This is a genomic window from Pseudofrankia inefficax (genome assembly GCF_000166135.1).
Lineage (GTDB): Bacteria > Actinomycetota > Actinomycetes > Frankiales > Frankiaceae > Pseudofrankia > Pseudofrankia inefficax.
The window spans coordinates 2,220,929-2,239,920 of sequence record NC_014666.1 but is presented as its reverse complement, the minus strand read 5'-3'; the positions used below and the strand labels follow the sequence as shown (position 1 = coordinate 2,239,920).

The following is an 18,992-nucleotide window of genomic DNA, read 5'->3' as shown; positions in this document are numbered from 1 at the left end:
TAGTGATCGCAATCCCCTCCCCACGCGCGCATGACCGCGATCGGGTGCTACGGGTCGCTGGCGGTTCCTGGTCAGCCTCTCAGCCCGTCATCCACGGGCTCCCCGGGTCGGATCCGGATTGTAGGTCCAACGGGGCGAGCGAAGCGAAGCCCGGCATCGCCCGGCTGCCGGAGGAACGGGCGGATCACGCCAGGCAGGTTTAATGATCTTGTCGTTGTGTATTCCGTCCGTCACTGTCGGTCGTTACGGACCGAAGCCGGAAGGAAACGCATGCGACCACGAAGTCTCCTTGCGCGGCCCGAGACGCCGGGATGCTCGGCCCGCCGACCGGGCCGAGCCACGGCTCGGGGCGCCGGGCTGGTGGCCGGCGTCCTGCTCGTCGCCGCGGTCAGTGGTGCGTCCGCCGGCGGCGGCTGGGGTCCGTACCGGGTCGGCGCCGGAGACTCGCTGTGGGCGCTCGCGGCACGGCACGGCACGACGGTCGACCGGATCCGGGCCATGAACGGCCTGACGGACGACGGCCTGGGCATCGGCGACCTGCTCTACCTGCCCGGCTCCGGTGCTGACGCCGGTTCCGACGCCGCCGGGCCGAGCGCAGCCGGGGCGCCGCCGCCGACGCAGCCGCCCGGCGGGCACGTCGTCCAGGCAGGCGAGTCGCTCTCGCTGCTGGCCGCGCGGACCGGGCAGAGCGTCGACGACCTCGCGGCCCAGAACGGCCTGGACCCGGGTGACGGCCTGCGGATCGGGCAGGTCCTGCTCCTGTCCCCCGGCACCGCGGCCACGGGCGGGTCGGCCGGAGATCAGACGGCAGGCGCGGGAACGGGCGCGGCGGCGCCGAGCGGGCCGCCGGCCGGTGGCGCGAGCGCGGCCAGCACCGGGGACGCGGTCTCGGGTGTGAGCGCGCGGGTGGCGGCGATCCAGGCGCTGGTCCGGGCCGAGGCGGCCCGGCAGGGCCTCGACCCGGCGCTGGCGCTCGCCGTCGCCTCCGTCGAGTCCAGCTTCAACCCGGGGGCGGTGAGCCGGACCGGGGCGGTCGGCGTCATGCAGCTGATGCCGCGCACGGCGCGCTGGCTCGCGGCCCAGCTAGGCCAGCCGATCGACCGGACCGACCCGGCCGAGAACATCACCGGTGGCGTGGCTTTCCTGCGATACCTGCTGGCCGCGACGTCATCGAATCTTCCGATCGCCATCGGCGCCTATTACCAAGGTCTTGACTCAGTGCGACGGTCCGGGTTCTTTCCCGACACCGCGGTCTACGTCGCCAAGGTCACCGCACGGCAGGCGAAGTTCACGTAAGAGGGCGTAATCGTACACTGGCCGGGTGGATGCCACGGTTGCCGACCCCGTCATCGGTCGCCTCCTGGACGGCCGATACACCGCCCAGGAGCGTCTAGCCGTCGGCGGTATGGCGACGGTCTACATCGCGCACGACAATCGTCTCGACCGGATGGTCGCCCTCAAGGTGATGCATCCCAACCTCATGCACGAGCCCGACTTCGTCGCCCGGTTCCACCGGGAGGCCCGGGCGGTCGCCGCGCTCAACAGCCCGCGGGTCGTGTCGGTCCTCGACCAGGGCTCGGCGCAGACCCCGGCGGGCATCCTGAACTACCTGGTCATGGAGCTGGTCCGCGGCCGGTCGCTGCGCCAGTACCTGGCCAGCCGGGGCCGGCTGATGCCCTTCGAGGCGCTGGACATCATCGACGCGGTCGCCGAGGCGCTGACCGCGGCGCACCTGGCCGGCATCATCCACCGGGACATCAAGCCGGAGAACATCCTGCTCGGCGACGACGGCCAGGTGAAGGTCGCCGACTTCGGCCTGGCCCGCCCGCTCGCCCAGCCGACCGAGGCCCTGACCCAGGGCGTCGTCATGGGGACCGTCGGCTATCTCGCGCCCGAACAGGTCACGCACGGCATCGCCGACTACCGCAGCGACGTCTACGCCGCCGGAGTCGTGCTGTTCGAGATGCTCACCGGCCAGCTGCCGCACACGGGCGCCACCCCGATGTCGGTCGCCTACCAGTCGGTCCACAGCGAGATCCCGGCCCCATCCCAGATCGTCCCGGGCATCCCGCCGGAGCTGGACAGCCTGACCCTGCGGGCGACGGCCCGCCGGCCCGACCAGCGGCCGCAGGACGGCCCCGCGCTGCTCGACGAGGTCCGCCGGGTGGCGCCGTTCGTGGCCGAGCCCAGCGAGCCGGCCGGTACGACGGTCTACCCGGGCGCCTACGCGGCCGCGGCGCCGACGCCCGGCTACGCGCCGACCCGGGTCGACCGCCCCGCGGCCGGCGGACCGGACCCCTTCTTCGACACGGACGGCTACGACGAGACCGGCTACGACGCCGAGCCCGGCGGACCGGGCTACGGTGCTCAGTCCAGGCGCCACTCCGCCGCCGGCACGCCCGGCTGGCGACGCCCACCGGGATGGGTCTTCGGTCTGGCCGCTGCCGCGGTCGTGCTGATCCTGCTGATCGTCGGTGCCAAGGCGATCCTGGGCGGTGGCGGCGGCAACCAGGTACCGCTGCTCACCGGCGAGGCGAAGGCGGACGCGGTCTCGGAGCTCAAACAGGCCGGGCTGAAGGCGGCATTCGGCACCGCCGTGTACAGCACCGCGATCCCCGTGGACCACGTCGTGAGCCAGTCCCCGTCGGGCACCGCCCAGGTGAAGTCCGGGGACACGGTCACGATCATCCTGTCGCTCGGGCCGCAGCAGGTCACGGTGCCGGACCTGCACGGGCTGTCGCAGGCGGACGCGCAGGTCAAACTGCAGAAGGCGGGCCTGAGCGCCGGCGGCGTGCAGACCGAGCCCAACGACACCATCGCCGAGGGCATGGTCGTCAGTTCCGATCCCGCCGCCGGCACGAAGGTCGACCCGTCCAGCCAGATCACCCTCGTGGTGAGCAGCGGCAAGACCAGCATGACCATCCCGGCCGACGTCATCGGGAAGTCCTTCGCCGACGCCAAGGCCGAGCTGGCGGCGATGAACCTCCAGGTTCAGCGAGGACCCGACGACACGAGCGGCACCGCGGACAAGGGCACCGTCGCGGCCGTCTCGCCCGCTGTCGGCTCGACGGTGAACGCCGGCGACACCGTCACCCTCAGCGTGTCGACCGTGGACCAGTCCGGCACGCCGGTGCAGGTGCCGGACGTCAGGGGCAAGTCCTGGTCGCAGGCCCAGAAGATCCTGCGCGACGCCGGGCTCAACCCGCAGAAGGACTTCTGGTCGAACTTCTCGGGCGGCAACGTGACGGCCACCTCGCCCAACGCCGGCAAGACGGTCGCATCCGGCTCGACCGTCTACGTCCGCCTGGGCGGCGGCTGACCGGTCCCCGTCCTCGTCCCCGAGCCCGGGGACGAGGACGGGGCCTTGGCTACTCGGTGTGGGCCTGGGCCCGGCGGGACCGGGTGGCCTGGAGCATCTCGGCGACCAGGAACGCGAGCTCCAGCGCCTGGCTGGTGTTCAGCCGCGGGTCACAGGCCGTCTCGTAGCGGCCACCGAGGTCGGCCTCGCCGATCTCCTGGCCGCCGCCGAGGCACTCGGTGACGTCCTCGCCGGTCAGCTCGATGTGCAGGCCGCCCGGGTGGGTGCCGAGGTCCTTGTGCACCTCGAAGAAGCCGAGCACCTCGTCGAGCACGTCGTCGAAGTGCCTGGTCTTCACGCCGCCCACGTCGCGGGTGTTGCCGTGCATCGGGTCGCAGGCCCACACGACCGGGTGGCCGGCCGCGTTGACCTTCTCGACGACCGCCGGCAGCGCGTCCCTGACCCGGCCGGTGCCCATCCGGGAGATCAGCGTGAGCCGGCCGGGGATGTGCTCCGGGTTGATCCGCTCAGCGATCGCGAGCACCTCGTCGGGGCTCGCCTTCGGGCCGATCTTGCAGCCGATCGGGTTCGTGACGCGGGACAGGAACTCCATGTGCGCGCCGTCGAGGTCCCGGGTGCGCTCACCGATCCAGATCATGTGGGCGGACAGGTCGCAGACCTGGCCGGTCGACTCCTCGACCCGCGTCAGCGCCCGCTCGTAGTCCAGCAGCAGGCCCTCGTGGCTGGTGTAGAGCTCGACGCCGCCGAGCTCCGAGGTGCGGTCGAGATCGATGCCACAGGCGGCCATGAACGCGAGTGCCCGCTCGATGTCGGTCGCCATCAGCTCGTAGCGCCGGCCGGCCGCCGAGTCGCGCACGAACGCCTTGTTCCACTCGTGCACCTGGCTCAGGCTGGAGAAACCGCCGGTCGCGAAGGCCCGGATCAGGTTCAGCGCCGCCGCGCTGTGGTGGTAGGCCGAGACCATCCGGTACGGGTCCGGCAGCCGGGCCGCCAGCGTCGCCTCCAGGCCGTTGACGGCGTCGCCCCGGTAGGACGGCAGGCCGGTCGACGTCTCGATGTCGGCGGAGCGGGGCTTGGCGTACTGGCCGGCGATCCGGGCGACCTTCACCACCGGGGTGGACGCGCCGTAGGTGAGCACGACCGCCATCTGCAGCAGCGTCTTCACCTTGTCGCGGATGTTGTTGGCGGTGTTCGCGGCGAAGGTCTCGGCGCAGTCGCCGCCCTGCAGCAGGAACGCCTCACCCCGGGCCACGTCGGCGAGCCGCTCGGTGAGCGACCGCACCTCGGGGGCGATGACCAGCGGCGGCAGCGCCGAGAGCTCGGCATAGGCACCACGCAGGGCCGCCTGGTCCGGCCAGTTCGGCTGCTGCTTCGCCGGCAGGGTCCGCCAGAGGTCCAGCTCCGGGTGGGCCTGGTCGGTAAGGGCCTGGCCGGTGGCCACCGGTGCGCTGTCTAGTCCGAGCTCACTCACCCGTCCAGGGTACGGGCCGGCCGCGAACGTTTCACGTCGGTTTCCGCCGGCCGCCACGAGACCACCGCCACCAGGCCACGCTGGCCGGCCAGGCCGATCCGAGGCACCGACTTGCCTGCGCAGACGCCGATCATCCAGCTGGCCGGGCAAGCTGCTGCGCCTTGGGGGTGAGGCAGGGCCAGGCGCGGACGATCCGCACGACATTCCCGTCAGTGCCGGGTCAGCCGAAGAAGACCTCGGCCTCGGCGTAGAGGTCCTCCGGGACGGTCTTCAACTCGGCCACCGCGTCGCGCAGCGGGACGAGGTCGATGCGGGTGCCGTGCAGCGCGGTCATCGTGCCGAAGTCGCCGTCGTGGATCGCGTCGATGGCGTGCAGGCCGAACCTCGTCGCGAGCCAGCGGTCGAACGCGGTCGGGGTGCCACCGCGCTGGACGTGGCCGAGGACGGTCGCTCGGGACTCGCGGCCGGTCCTGGCCCGGATCTCGGCCTCAAGAAGCCCGGAGATGCCCTGCAGCCGGACGTGACCGAAGGCGTCCCGTTCCCCCTCCTTGACCGACATCGTCCCGGCCAGCGGCGTGGCACCCTCGGCGACCACGATGATCGGCGCGTAGCGGGTGGCGAACCGGCTCTCGACGTGGGCGCAGACCTTGTCGATGTCGAACGGCCGCTCGGGGATCAGGATGACGTTGGCTCCGCCGGCCATCCCACTGTGCAGCGCGATCCAGCCGGCGTGGCGTCCCATCACCTCGACGATGAGCACGCGGTGGTGGCTCTCGGCGGTGGTGTGCAGCCGGTCGATGGCCTCGGTCGCGATGTTCACCGCGGTGTCGAAGCCGAACGTGTAGTCCGTGGCGGCGAGGTCGTTGTCGATGGTCTTCGGGACGCCGACGACCGGGACTCCCTCATCCGCCAGCCGGCTCGCCACCCCGAGGGTGTCCTCGCCGCCGATCGCGATGATGGCGTCCACGCCCTGCGCGGCCAGGGTCGCCCTCAGCCGGTCCGGACCGTCCGCGATCTTGTAGGGATTCGTCCGGCTGGAGCCGAGGATGGTGCCGCCACGCGGCAGGATGCCCCGCACGGCCGGAATGTCGAGGGTGACCGTGTCGCCCTCCAGCGGACCGCGCCAGCCGTCCCGGAACCCGACGAAGCTGTGCCCGTACACGCCGACGCCCTTGCGGACGACGGCGCGGATCACCGCGTTGAGCCCGGGGCAGTCGCCGCCCCCCGTCAGCACACCGATCTTCACGGCCCTACGCCTCCCACCGTCGCGAAGCCAGACGATGACGGAGCGTAGGTCCGAGTAACCCCCATCACAAGGTTCACTCGCCCGCGAGCCGGTGTCTGCCCCTACGGCACCCGGCGGGCGCGCAGCGGGGCGAGGACCTGCCAGCGGGCCAGGTTGTGCCGGGCGTCGACCAGGGCGTCGTGCGCGCCGGCCGGTGGGGAGGGCAGTTTGGGCCGGCCGGTCTCCTCCCACAGCTGGCGCAGGTCCCGGGTGAACCGGGGGAACTCGGGCGGCAGCGCCGGCATCATCCCGAACAGCTGGCAGAGCACCACGTGGTCGTAGGCGCCGTACCAGGCCCACAGCTCCGGGTCGCCGTCCGCGGTGAGGAACGCGACAAGCTCGTCCTTGATCTGGGCACGCGAGCGCCACACCGGGGCGGACGGCGCCGGCAGCTGGTCGAGCACGTTGCGGCGCACCCACTGGCCGGCCCGGGACGGGTCGAACTCGGTGGAGACCGCGTAGTACTCGCGGTCTCCGTCCTCGCTCACCACCCCGATGCTCACCAGGTCGAGCCAGTGATGCCCGCCGTCCATCCGCTCGATGAACTCGGTGTCGTAGAAGTACCGGACGCCACGCACGCCCCCAGTGTGCCCGCCCCCCGAGGACGTCTGATCAGCGAGGCGGCCGTGGGCGCGCGGGCGCGCGCTCAGCGGGCGTCGTGGAAGGTGCTCGGCGGGTCCGGCGGCTGGTAGTCGGGAACGAGCTCCTTGGCCAGGTGCTCCAGGAACAGGCCGGTGTCGGCGACGACACCGAGTGCCTGGGTGGCGGCGCGGTCGGTCAGCGCGGCGACCGTCGAGGGGTTCATGTCGACGGCGGCGAGCGGCACCGACGCCGGGAGGATGTTGCCCGTCGCGACCGAGTGCAGCGCGGTGGCGATCATCATGGTGAACCCGACGCGGCGCAGCGCCTTGCGCATCGCGCGCTGGCCGGCGAGCACGTCGGTGTGCACGTCCGGCAGCGGCCCGTCGTCGCGCACCGAGCCGACCAGCACGAACGTCTTGTTGGCCTTGACCATCGCGTGCAGCACGCCCTCGGTCAGCACGCCCTGCTCCACGGCGGCCCGCAGCGAGCCGGCCCGGCGGATCGTGTTGATCGCCCGGATGTGCTGCTCGTTGCCGCGCTGCACCCGCTTGGCCCGCAGCGGCCCGAGGCCGATCGGGTGGCCGTAGAGCGCCTGCTCGACGTCGAGGGTGGCCAGCGCGTTGCCGGCGAACAGCACGTCGACGTAGCCGGCCTCGACGAGGGCGACGAGCGCGCCGGACGCGCCGCTGCTGATCGCGGTCGGGCCGGCGACCCACAGCACCTGCTGGCCCTCCGCCTTGACCTCGCGGATCTGCCTGGCGATCGCGCGGACCAGCATCGCCTGCGGCTGCGTGGAGCCCGCGGGCGGCAGCGACATCGCGCCGTAGGTGCCGTAGGCGCGGTTCGAGTGGGTGGAGTGGTCGGTCATCGGGAGGACGACCTTGACCCCGGACGAGCCGCAGACGATCTGGTCGCCGGCGCGCACCTCGGCGACCGGCACGGTGCGTACCCGGCCCCCGTGGACCACCAGTCCGCAGTCCATCTCGGGCTGCTCCACCGGCACCCACTGGCCGTCCAGGTGGACGACGGTCTCCAGGTTCGTGGTCGCGTAGAAGTCCGCGGGGAACACCCCGTCCCGGTCGGCCGGGCGCAGCACCGCCTCGCCGGGGTCGACCAGGTTCACCCCGTGGACCTGGATGCGCATGAGGATGCGCATCAGGAGCTCCTCGGACCCGGCGCCGACGGTGATCACCGCATGCGACTCGTCATCGTGCGTCCGGCCCAGGTCGATGTGGTCGACCCCGTAGTCGCCGCCGTAGTCGAGCACGTCGTCGAGCACCCGGGCCAGCACGCCCGTGTCCATCAGGTGCCCGTGGACCTCGACCTTCTCGTGGAAGCGCACGCCGCTGTCCCTTCCTGTCCTGTCCTGGGCGGTCCTGACCACAACCGCCCACCCGCCCCCGCCCCAGCCCCGCCTTGCCCACGCCCGCCCACGGCGCGGCAGTATCCACTCAGGGTGACGCACCCGCGGTCCGGACGCCATGGGTCGCGCACGCACACCACAGGTGACGCGCCACTCAGCGGCCGGCCACGGGCCTGCGCACCCGGCCGGCCCACGCGCACCTGACCGGCTCAGAGGACCGCGCCGTCGTCCGGCCAGTTGTCGTCGTCGGTCGGTGGCCGCTCCCCCATCCGCGCGACCAGGCCACCGACGCCGCCCAGGATGAGCAGGACGCCCAGAACCTCCTGGGTGGTGCTGCTGGTCGCCTGGGCGACCAGCGCGGGCACGGCGAGCACGACGACCCCGAGCACGATCGCGGCGACCGCGACCCAGGTGAGCGGCCGCGGCCACGGCGCCCGCGGCGGCGGAGGCGGGACGTAGTGGTCGTCCTCCTCGCTGACCGCGCCGCCGCCGGAGGTGCCCGCCGCCGGCGGGGGGCCGACCACGAACAGGGTGCGCCCGATGGCCTCGTCGAGGCGGTCCCGGTCGGTGCCGGCCCGCGGCCCGCCGTCCCCGCTCGCGTCCCCGGCGTCACCGTCGTCCCCGGCTTCGTCGGCGTCCCCGGTTGGCCCGTCGGGCGGCTCGGCGGCGCGGCCCACGTTCTCGGCGTCCGGCCAGACGCTCGCGGCGGGCTCGTCGTGGAAGTGCGCGACCAGCTCGGCGAAGACGTCGTCGTCGGCCGGCTGGTCGGCGGAGCCGTCGGCCGGGCGGGGATCCGAGGGATCAGACATCGACGTCAGCGACCCCGGGCGCGGCCGCGGCGCCAGGAGCCGGCGCGGCGGCGTGGGCGCGGAGGAACTCCAGGCTGCCCTCGAAGATCGCCTGCCGGTCGTTGTCGAGGGTGGCGACGTGGTAGCTGTCCGGCAGCAGCCGTTCGGTGACGGGCGCCGCGGTCATCCCGGCGAGCAGCAGACGCCCGGAGCTGGGCTCGACGACGTGGTCGATGACGCTGCGGAAGGTCAGCACCGGGCTGACGATCCGGGGCAGGTCCGGCAGGGTGACCTTCCACAGCTCCATGAGCGACACGAACGCCCGGACCGGCACCCGGTCATAGCCGACCTCGCGGGCACCGGTCGCCTTGATGTCGCTGGCGATGCCGGGGATCGACGGGCGCACCCGGGCGATCAGCGGGGCGAGCCGCGCGACCCGCCGGTCGGTGCCGAGGCTGGGGTTCACGGTGACGGCGCCGGCCACCTCCGCGCCACGCTCCTCGGCCAGCCGCAGCGTCAGCGTGCCGCCCATCGACAGGCCCATCACGAACACCTGGTCGCAGCGGGCGCGCAGGTCGCCGAACGCCTCGTCGACCGCGCCGTACCAGTCGCGCCAGCCGGTCTGGGCCATGTCCTGCCAGCGGGTGCCGTGGCCGGGCAGCAGCGGGCAGCGCACCGTGAGCCCGGCGGCCGCGAGGAAGTCGCCCCACTGCCGCAGGCTCTGGGGCGTTCCGGTGAAGCCGTGCACCAGCAGCACCCCGACGGGGCCGCCGGCTCCCAGCTCGAAGGGCGCGGCACCGGGCAACAGGGGGGCACCCGCCGGCGCTCCCGCGCCACGGCCCCGGTCGGCAGCAGCCATCTGTGACCCGCCTTCCCGAACGTTCCACCAGAATTCGGCCAGGGGCCCAGTCCAATGCTGCCATGCGGGCCGCACGGAGACCACGGGCTTCGTCACCGGTCGGGGACCCGGTGGGATGTGGTTGTCGAGCGTGCCCGCCGCCGCACCGCCATATCGCGTCGGGCATATCGCGTCGGGCCGGGTACCGCGACGCGACACCCCGGCGCGGCCGAGGCCGACGGCCGGCCCGCGGTGGCCCGCGCGTGTGCCGGGTGTGACCATGGGCCGCACATCGACGCAACCGTGGGGGGATTGCTCCCCGCCGGGCCTGGGGAAGGCTAGGGTCGATTCGACCATCGGACGCGCCACCGGGAAGTCCGGTGATACCTGGGTGCCCACGCCCGGAGCGTCGGAGGCCGGGGCGGCCGCGGCGCGGCCGAGCAGGGAGCTGCCGTGTTCTACTGGGTCGTCAAGGTGGTCCTTTCACCGTTTCTGCGCACGTTCTGGCGCCCCTGGATCGAGGGACTGGAGCACGTGCCGGCGGAAGGGCCGGCGATCCTTGCCAGCAACCACCTGTCCTTCCTGGACTCGATCTTCCTGCCGCTGATGCTGCCGCGGCGGGTCACCTTCCTCGCGAAGATGGACTACTTCACCCAGGGCGGCCTCAAGGGCCGGGCGAAGCGGATGTTCTTCAGCGGCGTGGGCCAGCTGCCGATCGACCGCAGCGGCGGTAAGGCCAGCGACGCGGCGCTGCGCTCCGGCGTGCGCGTGCTCTCCGGCGGGAAGCTGCTCGGGATCTACCCCGAGGGCACCCGCTCGCCGGACGGGCGGCTCTACCGGGGCAAGGTCGGCGTCGCCCGGATGGCGCTGGAGGCCAAGGTGCTGGTCGTCCCGGTGGCCATGTTCGGGACGTTCGAGGTCCAGCCGCAGGGCCGCACGATCCCGCGGATTCGCCGGGTCGGCATGCGGATCGGCCGGCCGCTGGACTTCAGCCGCTACCAGGACATGGCCGACGACCGCTTCGTGCTGCGCTCGATCACCGACGAGATCATGTACGAGCTGATGCAGCTGTCCGGCCAGGAGTACGTCGACATGTACGCCCAGCAGGCCAAGGACGAGCTCGCCGCGTCCCGTGCCGCCGCCGCGGCGGCCGTCGCCGAACTGTCCGGCACCGCCGCGGCGCCCGGCTCGGCCGCGGTGCCCGGACGTCCGGGCGAACCGGGGAAGCCGAAGCGGACCGGCGCCCCCAGGCAGGCCGACCCCGCCCGGGCCAGCGCCACCCGTGAGTCCGACTGATCCGCCCTGGCCCGGCTCCGAGACCTGGTGGGCCGCCGTCCGACGGGCGCCGGCTCCGTCGGCCAGGCCGGCAACGGGCCGCTGACGCGCGGTCCGGCCGGCACGGCAGTATGGAGGCCGTGGGGGCATATTCGGCGCACAACGGGCGACACGGGCGGCGCGCCACCCGGCTGGCCACCGGCGTCACGCTGGCCGCCGTGCTCGGCCTCGCCTGGAGCGGTTCCGCGTCGGCGGCACTCGCGGCCGGGAGCCCGACAGGCGCCTCGTCCGCCGGTACCGCGCAGGCGCCGATCGGGACGGTGACCCGCGCCGGCAGCTACCTGGTCGACGGCAACGGCAGGATGTTCGTCCCGCACGGGCTGATGGTGCCGGCCGGGGTGACCCCGACGGCGGCCGAGCTCGACGCCTGGGTCCAGGCGGGTTTCGACGCGGCCGGGGTGACGGTCCCGCTGTCCGCGGCGGGGCGCTTCCCCGACCCGACGACGGGCGCGACCGTGAACGACCCGGGCCTCGTCGCCGCGGGGAACGTGGTCAGGGCCCTGACCAACCGGGGCTTCGTCGTGGCGCTGCGGGTCGTGCCGGTAGGCGGCGCCACGGTGGCACCGACGGCGCTTCAGGCCGCCCTGCGCCGGCTCGCCGCGGCCTTCCGCGACACGGGCGGCCTGACCGGCTACGAGCTCCCCCACGCGCAGACCAAGGACGCGGCGGCCGTCCTGGCGGGCAGCGCGGCCATCGCGGCGGTCGACCCGTTCCACCTCCTGTGGCGGGAGCAGCCAGCCTCGTTCCAGCCCGCGGCGACCGTCGCCGTCAACGACCCGACCGGCTACCTGACGTCGTGGCCCGGCGGCGACGCGGCGCTGGCCGCGTTCACCGCCGCGGCCGACGGCAACACGATCGGCTGGCTCTACCCCGCCCCGGCGGCCGGGCCGCTCCCGCCGGCGCTCGCCCGGGCGTACCCACTGGCGATCGCCGGCACCCCGGCCTCGTTCGGCACCGACACCGCCGGCACGTTCACCCTGCGGTACGCCCCCGGCACGCTGCCGAGCGGGAAGCCGACGCCGGCCGGCTGGGTCAGCGCCGTCAGCCTGCCCGCCGCCGCCTACCCGACCGGGTACACGCTCACGCTGACCGGCGCCCGGCTGGTGTCACGGCCCGGCTCCGCGCTGCTGTGCGTGGCGGCACAGCCCGGCGCCACCGAGGTCTCCCTGACCGTCACCCGGGCCACGGCGGGCTCGGCGCCGACCCCGGTGCCCTACGCCGGTGCCCAGGCGTGCGCGGACCCGACGGTGGCCGCGGCGCCGAGCGCGCCGGCCACCAACGCGGCCGCGCGGACCGACACCGCGACGAAGAAGGACGACTACTCGGGCCCGTTGCTGTGGGCGCTGCCGCTGCTGGGCGCGGCCGTCATGGCGCTGCTGCTGGTCGTGCCGTTCCGGCTGCTGCGCGGGCTGCGCGTCGGCACCGGCCGCACCGGCTCCCGGTCGCCGTTCACGGACCCCGACGACACGCCGGCGCCGGACGAGCGAGCCGGCGCAGCGCCAGGCTCGAGCTCGCCAGACGGGCCGCCAGCCCAGGCGGCTGCCGAGCGCCCGGCCCGCCACCGCCGACCGGCCCGGCGCGGGTCAGCCTAGGCCTCGGCGGTCCCGTAGATCTCGGTGACGGCCGAGGCGTACCTGTCCATGACGAGGGAGCGGCGCACCTTCAGGCTCGGGGTCAGCTCGCCGGTCTCGACGGTGAAGTCCGCCGGCAGCACGCTGAACTTCTTGATCCCCTCGGCGTGTGAGACGGACGCGTTCGCGGAGTCGACCGCCATCTGCAGGTCCGCCAGGAGCTCGGGGTCGTGGACCAGCGCGCTCGCCGGGGTGTCCCGCGGCCGCCCGTGCGCGGCCAGCCAGTGCGGCAGCGCCTCCTCGTCGACGGTGAGCAGCGCGGCGATGAACGGGCGCCGGTCGCCGATCACCATCGCCTGGCTGATCAGCGGATGCGTCTGCAGCCGGTGCTCCAGGGGCGCCGGCGCGACGTTCTTGCCGCCGGCGGTCACCAGGATCTCCTTCTTGCGCCCGGTGATCCGCAGGAAGCCGTCGACGTCGAGGCTGCCCATGTCGCCGGTGTGGAAGTAGCCGTCGGCGTCGAGAGCCTCCTTGGTGGCGGTCTCGTTCGCGTGGTAGGCGGTGAACACGAGCGGGCCGCGCACGAGCACCTCGCCGTCGTCGGCGACGCGGACGGTCACCCCTGGCAGCGGCTGGCCGACGGTGCCGACCCGGACGTTGCCCGGCCGGTTGACCGTGACGGCGGCCGACGTCTCGGTCAGGCCGTAGCCCTCGAGGATCGTCACGCCGATGCCGCGGAAGAAGTGGGCCAGCCGCTCACCGAGCGGGGCGCCGCCGCTCACCGCGTTGCGGACCTGGCCGCCGAGCGCGGCGCGCAGCTTCGCGTAGACCAGCCGGTCGAACACCGCGTGGCGGGCCCGCAGCACGAGCCCCGGCCCGCCCGGCGTGGCGAGCGCCTCGCTGTAGGCGACGGCGGTCGCCTCGGCGGCGTCGAAGATCTTGCCCTTGCCCTCGTTGTGGGCCTTCTGCCGGGCGCCGGCGTGCACCTTCTCGAAGACCCGCGGCACCGCCAGCACATAGCTCGGCTTCGCCTGGGCCAGGTCGGCGAGCAGCGTCTTCGTGTCGGACGTGTAGGCGATCGGCAGGCAGCTCTGGATGGCGATGTTCTGCACCAGCCGCGCGAAGACGTGCGCGAGCGGCAGGAACAGCAGCGTGGAGGCCCCGGCGGTGAACACGTCGGGGGCCATCGCGATTGAGGACAGTGCGTCGAACAGCAGCGCCCGGTGGGAAAGCTCGCAGCCCTTGGGCCGCCCGGTCGTGCCGGAGGTGTAGATGAGGGTCGCGAGGCTGTCGGCCCGCACGCCGGCGCGCGCCTCGGCGAGCGCGGCGGGCGGGACGGCCGCTCCGTCGGCGCGCAGCGTCTCCAGCGCACCGGTCTCGCCGGCCGCCGGGTCGAGGACGAGCACCTCGCGCAGCGCCGGAGCCTCGTCGCGCACCTGGGCCACCAGCGCCGCGAGCTTCGGCGTCTCGGCGACGACGAGGCCGACCTCGGCGTCGGTGAGGATCCAGGCGATCTGCTCGGCGCTGGACGTCTCGTAGATCGGGACCGTCACCGCGCCGGCGGTCCAGATCGCGTAGTCCAGCACGGTCCACTCGTACCGGGTCCTGCTCATGATCCCGACCCGGCTGCCGGGGGTCACTCCGTGCGTGACGAGGCCGCCCGCCACGGCTTGCACCAGCTCGACGAACTGGCCGGCGGTCAGGTCGGCGAACGTGCCGTCCACCTTGTGCCGGATCAGCGGCGCGTCGGGCTGGCTGGCGGCGAAGCCGAGCACCCGGTCGGTGAGCGTCGCGTCGTCGGCCACTGTGACCAGGGCTGGTGAGGTGAACTCACGCACCGGAGACTCCTTGGGATTGCGGACAACCGACGCGGTCACATCGGCTTCCGAGGCCACACTGCTAGCGGGTCACCCGGGGCGACAGGTCCCACTCAGACGTTAGTCCGGACGCGCCGGAACGGCGAACCTTACGCCCCTCGACCTTCTGTGGCGACGCCACTCGAAACCCCGAGGAAACGCCGGGGCGCGGCGCCGGGACGGGGCTCCGGCAGGGCCGCTCTGACGCACCGCTACCCGCGGGTTCGATGTCCTAAGCTTCCGACATGCGGGTCCACGTGGTGAGCGACGTCCACGGAAGGGCCGACGCGCTGCCGGCCGCGGCCGAGGGTGCCGACGCGTTCATCTGCCTGGGCGACCTGGTGCTGTTCCTGGACTACCACGACCACAGCCGCGGGATCATGAGCGACCTCTTCGGGGCGGAGGCGGTCCGGCACATGATCGAGCTGCGGACCGCGCAGCGGTTCGACGACGCCAGGGACTGGTCGCGCACGCTGTGGGCCGGGGTCGAGGGCGACCGTGCCACGATCATGGAGGCGGCCATCCGCCGCCAGTACGCGGCGATGTTCGCCGCGTTCCCCACCCCGACCTATCTGACCTACGGCAACGTCGACCTGCCGCACCTCTACCCGGAGTACCTGCGCGACGGGCTGACCCTGCTCGACGGGCAGACCGTCGAGATCGGCGGGCTGCGGTTCGGCTTCGTCGGCGGCGGGCTGCGCACCCCGATGCGGACGCCGTACGAGATCGACGACGACGAGTTCGCCACGAAGGTGGCGGCGGTCGGCGCGGTCGACGTGCTGTGCTGCCACATCCCGCCGCACGTGCCCGAACTGGTGTACGACGTCGAGGCCGGCCGGTTCGAGCGCGGCAGCGAGGCCATCCTGGAAGCGATCCAGGAGACGCAGCCGAAGTACGCGCTGTTCGGCCACGTCCACCAACCGCTTGTCGACTCTTTGTATATTGGCGCGACGCGCTGCGTGAACGTAGGGCATTTCAACGCCCATGGCACGCCCTTCGTGTTGGAGTGGTAGGCACCGCGAGGTGCGATGATGTCCGCCTCGGTCGACCGAGACTCGGTCGGCCGGGACAAGGCGCGGGCCGTCGCCGTCTCCGGAGCCCTCCAGGGGCCGAACCGAGGGGCGTGCGATCGTGGGAACTGTCGTGCGTTCGGGGCCGTCCACGAGTGCCGCCCAACAGGTGCGATCATCTGTCTGACCGCACCTGAGGCGGCCCTGGCCGAGCGTTGGGGATGTCGTTGCCGGGGGGCCGGATCAGCCCCGGGCCGATCTGGAGGTACCGACTGCGATGGCCGACCACGCCAGCGCCTCGATCGTCATCAACGCCAAGCCCACGACGGTGATGGCGACGATCGCCGACATCGCGAACTACCCGACGTGGGTCGGTCAGATCGAGCAGACCGAGATCCTGGAGGTCGGGCCCGACGGCCGGCCGACCAGAGCCCGCTTCCGGGTGAACGCCGTGATCGCGAAGGACGAGTTCGTCACGGACTACACCTGGCACGGCGACGACCGGGTCTCCTGGTCACTCGTCGAGGGCGAGATGATGTCGGCCCAGGACGGCAGCTACACGCTGCGCGACGTCGGCGACGGGCAGACCGAGGTCACCTACGACCTCACCGTCGAGCTGAAGGTCAAGATCCCGGGGATGCTGCGGCGCAAGATCCAGGGCGGGATCATCGACGCCGCGCTCAAGGATCTCAAAAAGCACGTCGAGAGCTGAGGCCGGTGTGCACGATGCCTCTGAACGGCCTGCACGGCCGGCCGACGACGGCCAGCCTGCCAGCCGCTCCGGCCGGGCCTCCGAACGGCCCGCACGCCTGACCGACGACGGCCTGTCGGCCGGCCGCTCCGGCCGGGCCGTGCTGTTCACCGGCAAGGGCGGCGGCGGGACCACGACGGTGGCGGCCGCGACCGCCACGCTCGCCGCCCAGCGCGGCCACCGGACGTTGCTGGTCTCGTTCAACCCGCTCGGCGGGCTCACCGCCACGCTCGACCATCCGGTGGCCGGCGAGCCGGTCGAGCTGGAGCCGGGCCTGTTCGGCCAGCAGGTCGACCTGCAGGGCTCGTTCGAGCGGCGGTGGGATGGGCTGCGCCCGCTGCTGGACGTCGCCTGGGCGCACGCCGACATCGACCCGATCGAGGCCGAGGAGCTGGCGGGGCTGGCCGGCGTCGGCGAGACGCTCGCCCTGCTGGAGCTCCGCGACCAGCTCGCCTCCGACCGCTACGACCTGGTCGTCGTGGACGCCGGCCCGGCCGCCGACGCGCTGCGGCTGCTGGCGTTCCCCGAGACCCTCTCGTGGTACTGCCGGCGGCTGCTGCCGCCGGACGGCCGGTTCGTCCGCTGGATCCGGCCGTCGCTGGCCCGGTCCGCGCGGCTGGCGACCCGGTTCGGCCACCTGGCCGAGCCGGTCTACGACGTGCTGACCCGGCTGCGGGCCACCGCGGCCGACCTGCGCGAGATCCTCACCGACCCGGCGCGGACCAGCGTGCGCCTCGTCCTCACCCCGGAGACGGCCTCGCTCGCGGTCACCCGGCAGATGTTCACCGCCCTGTCCCTGCACGGCCTACCGGTGGACGCGGTGATCGCCAACCGGGTGATCGGGCCGGGCGGCGGCGACGTCTGGCGGGCCGGCTGGGCCGCGTCGCACCGCGAGCAGCTCGAGCAGATCGAGGCCGCGTTCGCGCCGCTTCCCGTGCTGCGCGCGGCCTACCGCGGCGGCGAGCCGGTCGGGCTGGAGGAACTGGCCGCGTTCGGGGCCGCCGCCTACGGCTCGCTCGACCCGGCCGGGGTGCTCGGCGCCCGCGCCGGTGTGGACGGCGAGACCCCCCGGGTGGAGCGGACCGAGGACGGCTACGCCCTGTCGTTCGGGGTCCCGTTCGCCACCCGCGGCGACGTGGACCTGGCCCGGATGGGCGATGAGCTGGTCGTCACGGTCGGCCCACACCGGCGGCTGCTGGCGCTGCCCGCGGCGCTGCGGCGCTGCGACGTGAGCGCCGCCTGGCTGCGTGACGACCGCCTGGTCGTGTCGTTCGTGCCCGACCCGGACCAGTGGGTCCGCGCATGACGGACGAACACGTGGCCCCGGAGCCGGGCTCGCTCGCGCAGGAGGCGGCGCTGCTGGCGGCGGCCGTCCGGGAGTGGCTCGGCGCCCACGGCGGGCCGGACGCCCCGGCCGCGCCCACCGGCTGGGACCCGTTCACCACCGGCGAGGCCGCCGACGAGACGGCCGCCGAGGCTCCCCCCGCCGGCGGCTTCCACGGGCCGCCCTGGACGGTGCCGCCGGGCGCGACGCTGTGCACCGGCTGCCCGCTGTGCCGGCTGCTCGCCACCGTCGCCGGCAGCCGGGGCGAGGTCATGAGCCACCTGCTCAGCGCCGCCGCCTCGCTGGCGGCCGCCGCGCGCGCGGCCTGGCCGCCGGCGGACGGCGCACCCCCAGGCCCGGCAGCGTCGCCGGACCCGCCACGACAGCCCACGCATCGAGCCCGGTCCGACCGCGACCGGGTACAGAGGATCGACATCAGTGAGTAGTTCCACCGACTCCGGCCCCACCCGCTCCGCCGCTTCGACCGCCCCGCCGACACGACTCGCGATCGGGGTGGACGTCGGGGGGACGAAGGTCGCCGCCGGCGTCGTCGACGAGCGAGGTCACATCCTCGGCTCGGTGCGCCGGCCGACGCCGGGCCACGAGCCCCGGCTGGTCGCGGACACGATCGCCGAGGTCGTCGGCGAGCTGCAGGTCCGCCACGCCACCGGGCCGGCCACGCCGATCGGCATCGGCGCCGCCGGCTGGCTCGACCGGGACGGGGCGCGGGTGATGTTCGCGCCGAACCTCGCGGGCTGGCGGGACGAGCCGCTGCGCGACATCATCTCCGCCCGCCTCGGCCGGCCCGTGGTCGTCGACAACGACGCGAACACGATGGCGTGGGCCGAGTACCGGTTCGGGGCCGGCCGCGGCTGCACCGAGCTGTGCTGCGTCACCGTCGGCACCGGGATCGGCAGTGGGCTCGTGCTCGACGGGAAGGTGCGCCACGGCGCGTTCGGCGTCGGCGCCGAGTACGGCCACATGCAGGTGGTGCCGGCCGGCCTGCCGTGCGGCTGCGGCAGCCAGGGCTGCTGGGAGCAGTACGCCAGCGGGCGGGCGCTGGTCCGCCACGCCCGCGAGATCACCGGGAGCTCGCCGGAGGCCGGGCGCAGCCTGCTCGCGCTGGCCGGCGGTGACCTGGCCCGCCTGACCGGCCCGGACGTGACGGCGGCGGCTCGGGAGGGCGACCCGGCCGCGGTGAAGTGCTTCGAGGAGGTCGGCCACTGGCTCGGCCAGGGCCTGGCCAGCCTCGCCTCCGTCCTGGACCCGGCCCGGTTCGTCATCGGCGGCGGTGTCTCGGACGCCGGCGAGCTGCTGCTCGGCCCGGCCCGGGCCCAGTTCCGCTGCGCCCTCGCCGGCCGGGGCCACCGCCCCGAGGCCGAGATCGTCCTGGCCGAGCTGGGCCCCGACGCCGGTTTCGTGGGCGCCGCCGACCTGGCCCGCGCGGGCACCGTCGGCCGCGCCTGACCAAGATCCCGCCGGGCCGGGCCGGGCCGGGC

The 18,992-nt window shown here is 73.8% G+C and carries 16 protein-coding genes and 1 riboswitch; of the genes, 9 read left to right on the top strand and 7 right to left on the bottom strand.

Annotated elements, in window-relative coordinates:
• Window positions 1-115, bottom strand: a riboswitch (TPP riboswitch).
• 155 nt (window positions 116-270) lie between these two features.
• Both FRAEUI1C_RS09065 and pknB read left to right on the top strand, forming a co-directional pair.
• A complete protein-coding gene (locus tag FRAEUI1C_RS09065) occupies window positions 271-1,296 on the top strand; it encodes a transglycosylase SLT domain-containing protein (protein WP_013422998.1) in 1,026 nt (341 codons plus the stop codon).
• 25 nt (window positions 1,297-1,321) lie between these two features.
• Window positions 1,322-3,319, top strand: a complete 1,998-nt coding sequence (pknB, locus tag FRAEUI1C_RS09060; protein ID WP_013422997.1) for a Stk1 family PASTA domain-containing Ser/Thr kinase — start codon at window positions 1,322-1,324, stop codon at window positions 3,317-3,319.
• Window positions 3,320-3,368: 49 nt separating this feature from the next.
• Here the strand turns inward: pknB and FRAEUI1C_RS09055 are convergent, their stop codons facing one another.
• From FRAEUI1C_RS09055 to FRAEUI1C_RS09030, 6 genes are all read right to left on the bottom strand, one after another.
• Window positions 3,369-4,760, bottom strand: a complete 1,392-nt coding sequence (locus tag FRAEUI1C_RS09055) for a class II 3-deoxy-7-phosphoheptulonate synthase (protein ID WP_049806857.1) — start codon at window positions 4,758-4,760, stop codon at window positions 3,369-3,371.
• A gap of 250 nt (window positions 4,761-5,010) precedes the next feature.
• Entirely contained in the window at window positions 5,011-6,036 is a 1,026-nt protein-coding gene (locus FRAEUI1C_RS09050) for a 6-phosphofructokinase (RefSeq protein WP_013422995.1), read from the bottom strand.
• 101 nt (window positions 6,037-6,137) lie between these two features.
• Window positions 6,138-6,653, bottom strand: coding sequence for a polyadenylate-specific 3'-exoribonuclease AS (locus FRAEUI1C_RS09045; protein WP_013422994.1), 516 nt, complete (start codon window positions 6,651-6,653; stop codon window positions 6,138-6,140).
• Between the two features lie 68 nt (window positions 6,654-6,721).
• Window positions 6,722-7,999 carry an ornithine cyclodeaminase family domain gene (locus FRAEUI1C_RS09040; RefSeq protein ID WP_013422993.1) on the bottom strand — a complete coding sequence of 426 codons (1,278 nt, stop codon included), beginning with the start codon at window positions 7,997-7,999 and terminating at the stop codon, window positions 6,722-6,724.
• A 230-nt stretch (window positions 8,000-8,229) separates the two neighbouring features.
• Window positions 8,230-8,829 (bottom strand): DUF308 domain-containing protein, encoded by a 600-nt coding sequence (locus FRAEUI1C_RS36045; RefSeq protein WP_013422992.1) that lies wholly within the window; start codon window positions 8,827-8,829, stop codon window positions 8,230-8,232.
• Complete coding sequence (locus FRAEUI1C_RS09030; protein WP_013422991.1) at window positions 8,822-9,667, bottom strand: alpha/beta hydrolase; 846 nt, start codon at window positions 9,665-9,667, stop codon at window positions 8,822-8,824. The genes FRAEUI1C_RS36045 and FRAEUI1C_RS09030 overlap by 8 nt, the downstream gene beginning before the upstream one ends.
• A 432-nt stretch (window positions 9,668-10,099) precedes the next feature.
• Between FRAEUI1C_RS09030 and FRAEUI1C_RS09025 the strand changes: the two genes are divergently transcribed.
• Window positions 10,100-10,942 (top strand): lysophospholipid acyltransferase family protein, encoded by an 843-nt coding sequence (locus tag FRAEUI1C_RS09025; RefSeq protein ID WP_013422990.1) that lies wholly within the window; start codon window positions 10,100-10,102, stop codon window positions 10,940-10,942.
• A 119-nt stretch (window positions 10,943-11,061) separates the two neighbouring features.
• The gene (locus FRAEUI1C_RS09020; RefSeq protein ID WP_157734875.1) at window positions 11,062-12,573 is read left to right on the top strand and encodes a hypothetical protein; all 1,512 of its coding nucleotides are present in this window, start codon (window positions 11,062-11,064) and stop codon (window positions 12,571-12,573) included.
• Here the strand turns inward: FRAEUI1C_RS09020 and FRAEUI1C_RS09015 are convergent.
• The gene (locus FRAEUI1C_RS09015; RefSeq protein ID WP_013422988.1) at window positions 12,570-14,390 is read right to left on the bottom strand and encodes an AMP-dependent synthetase/ligase; all 1,821 of its coding nucleotides are present in this window, start codon (window positions 14,388-14,390) and stop codon (window positions 12,570-12,572) included. The genes FRAEUI1C_RS09020 and FRAEUI1C_RS09015 overlap by 4 nt on opposite strands.
• Window positions 14,391-14,653: 263 nt before the next feature.
• Here FRAEUI1C_RS09015 and FRAEUI1C_RS09010 point away from each other — a divergent pair, with 263 nt between their 5' ends.
• The 5 genes from FRAEUI1C_RS09010 (at window position 14,654) to FRAEUI1C_RS08990 (ending at window position 18,960) form a co-directional block, all read left to right on the top strand.
• Window positions 14,654-15,421 carry a metallophosphoesterase family protein gene (locus FRAEUI1C_RS09010; RefSeq protein ID WP_013422987.1) on the top strand — a complete coding sequence of 256 codons (768 nt, stop codon included), beginning with the start codon at window positions 14,654-14,656 and terminating at the stop codon, window positions 15,419-15,421.
• A 274-nt stretch (window positions 15,422-15,695) separates the two neighbouring features.
• Window positions 15,696-16,130, top strand: coding sequence for an SRPBCC family protein (locus tag FRAEUI1C_RS09005; protein ID WP_013422986.1), 435 nt, complete (start codon window positions 15,696-15,698; stop codon window positions 16,128-16,130).
• A gap of 7 nt (window positions 16,131-16,137) precedes the next feature.
• Window positions 16,138-17,475 (top strand): ArsA family ATPase, encoded by a 1,338-nt coding sequence (locus tag FRAEUI1C_RS09000; RefSeq protein ID WP_013422985.1) that lies wholly within the window; start codon window positions 16,138-16,140, stop codon window positions 17,473-17,475.
• Window positions 17,472-17,939, top strand: a complete 468-nt coding sequence (locus tag FRAEUI1C_RS08995) for a hypothetical protein (protein ID WP_013422984.1) — start codon at window positions 17,472-17,474, stop codon at window positions 17,937-17,939. The genes FRAEUI1C_RS09000 and FRAEUI1C_RS08995 overlap by 4 nt, the downstream gene beginning before the upstream one ends.
• Window positions 17,932-18,960, top strand: a complete 1,029-nt coding sequence (locus tag FRAEUI1C_RS08990) for an ROK family glucokinase (protein ID WP_013422983.1) — start codon at window positions 17,932-17,934, stop codon at window positions 18,958-18,960. Before FRAEUI1C_RS08995 ends, FRAEUI1C_RS08990 begins: the two co-directional genes overlap by 8 nt.
• Window positions 18,961-18,992 lie beyond the last annotated feature (32 nt).

Excerpts from the sequence above, each read along its gene's own strand:
- FRAEUI1C_RS09065 (WP_013422998.1), top strand. The coding sequence starts at position 271 with ATGCGACCACGAAGTCTCCTTGCGCGGCCCGAGACGCCGGGATGCTCG.
- FRAEUI1C_RS36045 (WP_013422992.1), bottom strand. The coding sequence starts at position 8,829 with ATGTCTGATCCCTCGGATCCCCGCCCGGCCGACGGCTCCGCCGACCAG.
- FRAEUI1C_RS09030 (WP_013422991.1), bottom strand. The coding sequence starts at position 9,667 with ATGGCTGCTGCCGACCGGGGCCGTGGCGCGGGAGCGCCGGCGGGTGCC.
- FRAEUI1C_RS09010 (WP_013422987.1), top strand. The coding sequence starts at position 14,654 with ATGCGGGTCCACGTGGTGAGCGACGTCCACGGAAGGGCCGACGCGCTG.
- FRAEUI1C_RS09005 (WP_013422986.1), top strand. The coding sequence starts at position 15,696 with ATGGCCGACCACGCCAGCGCCTCGATCGTCATCAACGCCAAGCCCACG.
- FRAEUI1C_RS08995 (WP_013422984.1), top strand. The coding sequence starts at position 17,472 with ATGACGGACGAACACGTGGCCCCGGAGCCGGGCTCGCTCGCGCAGGAG.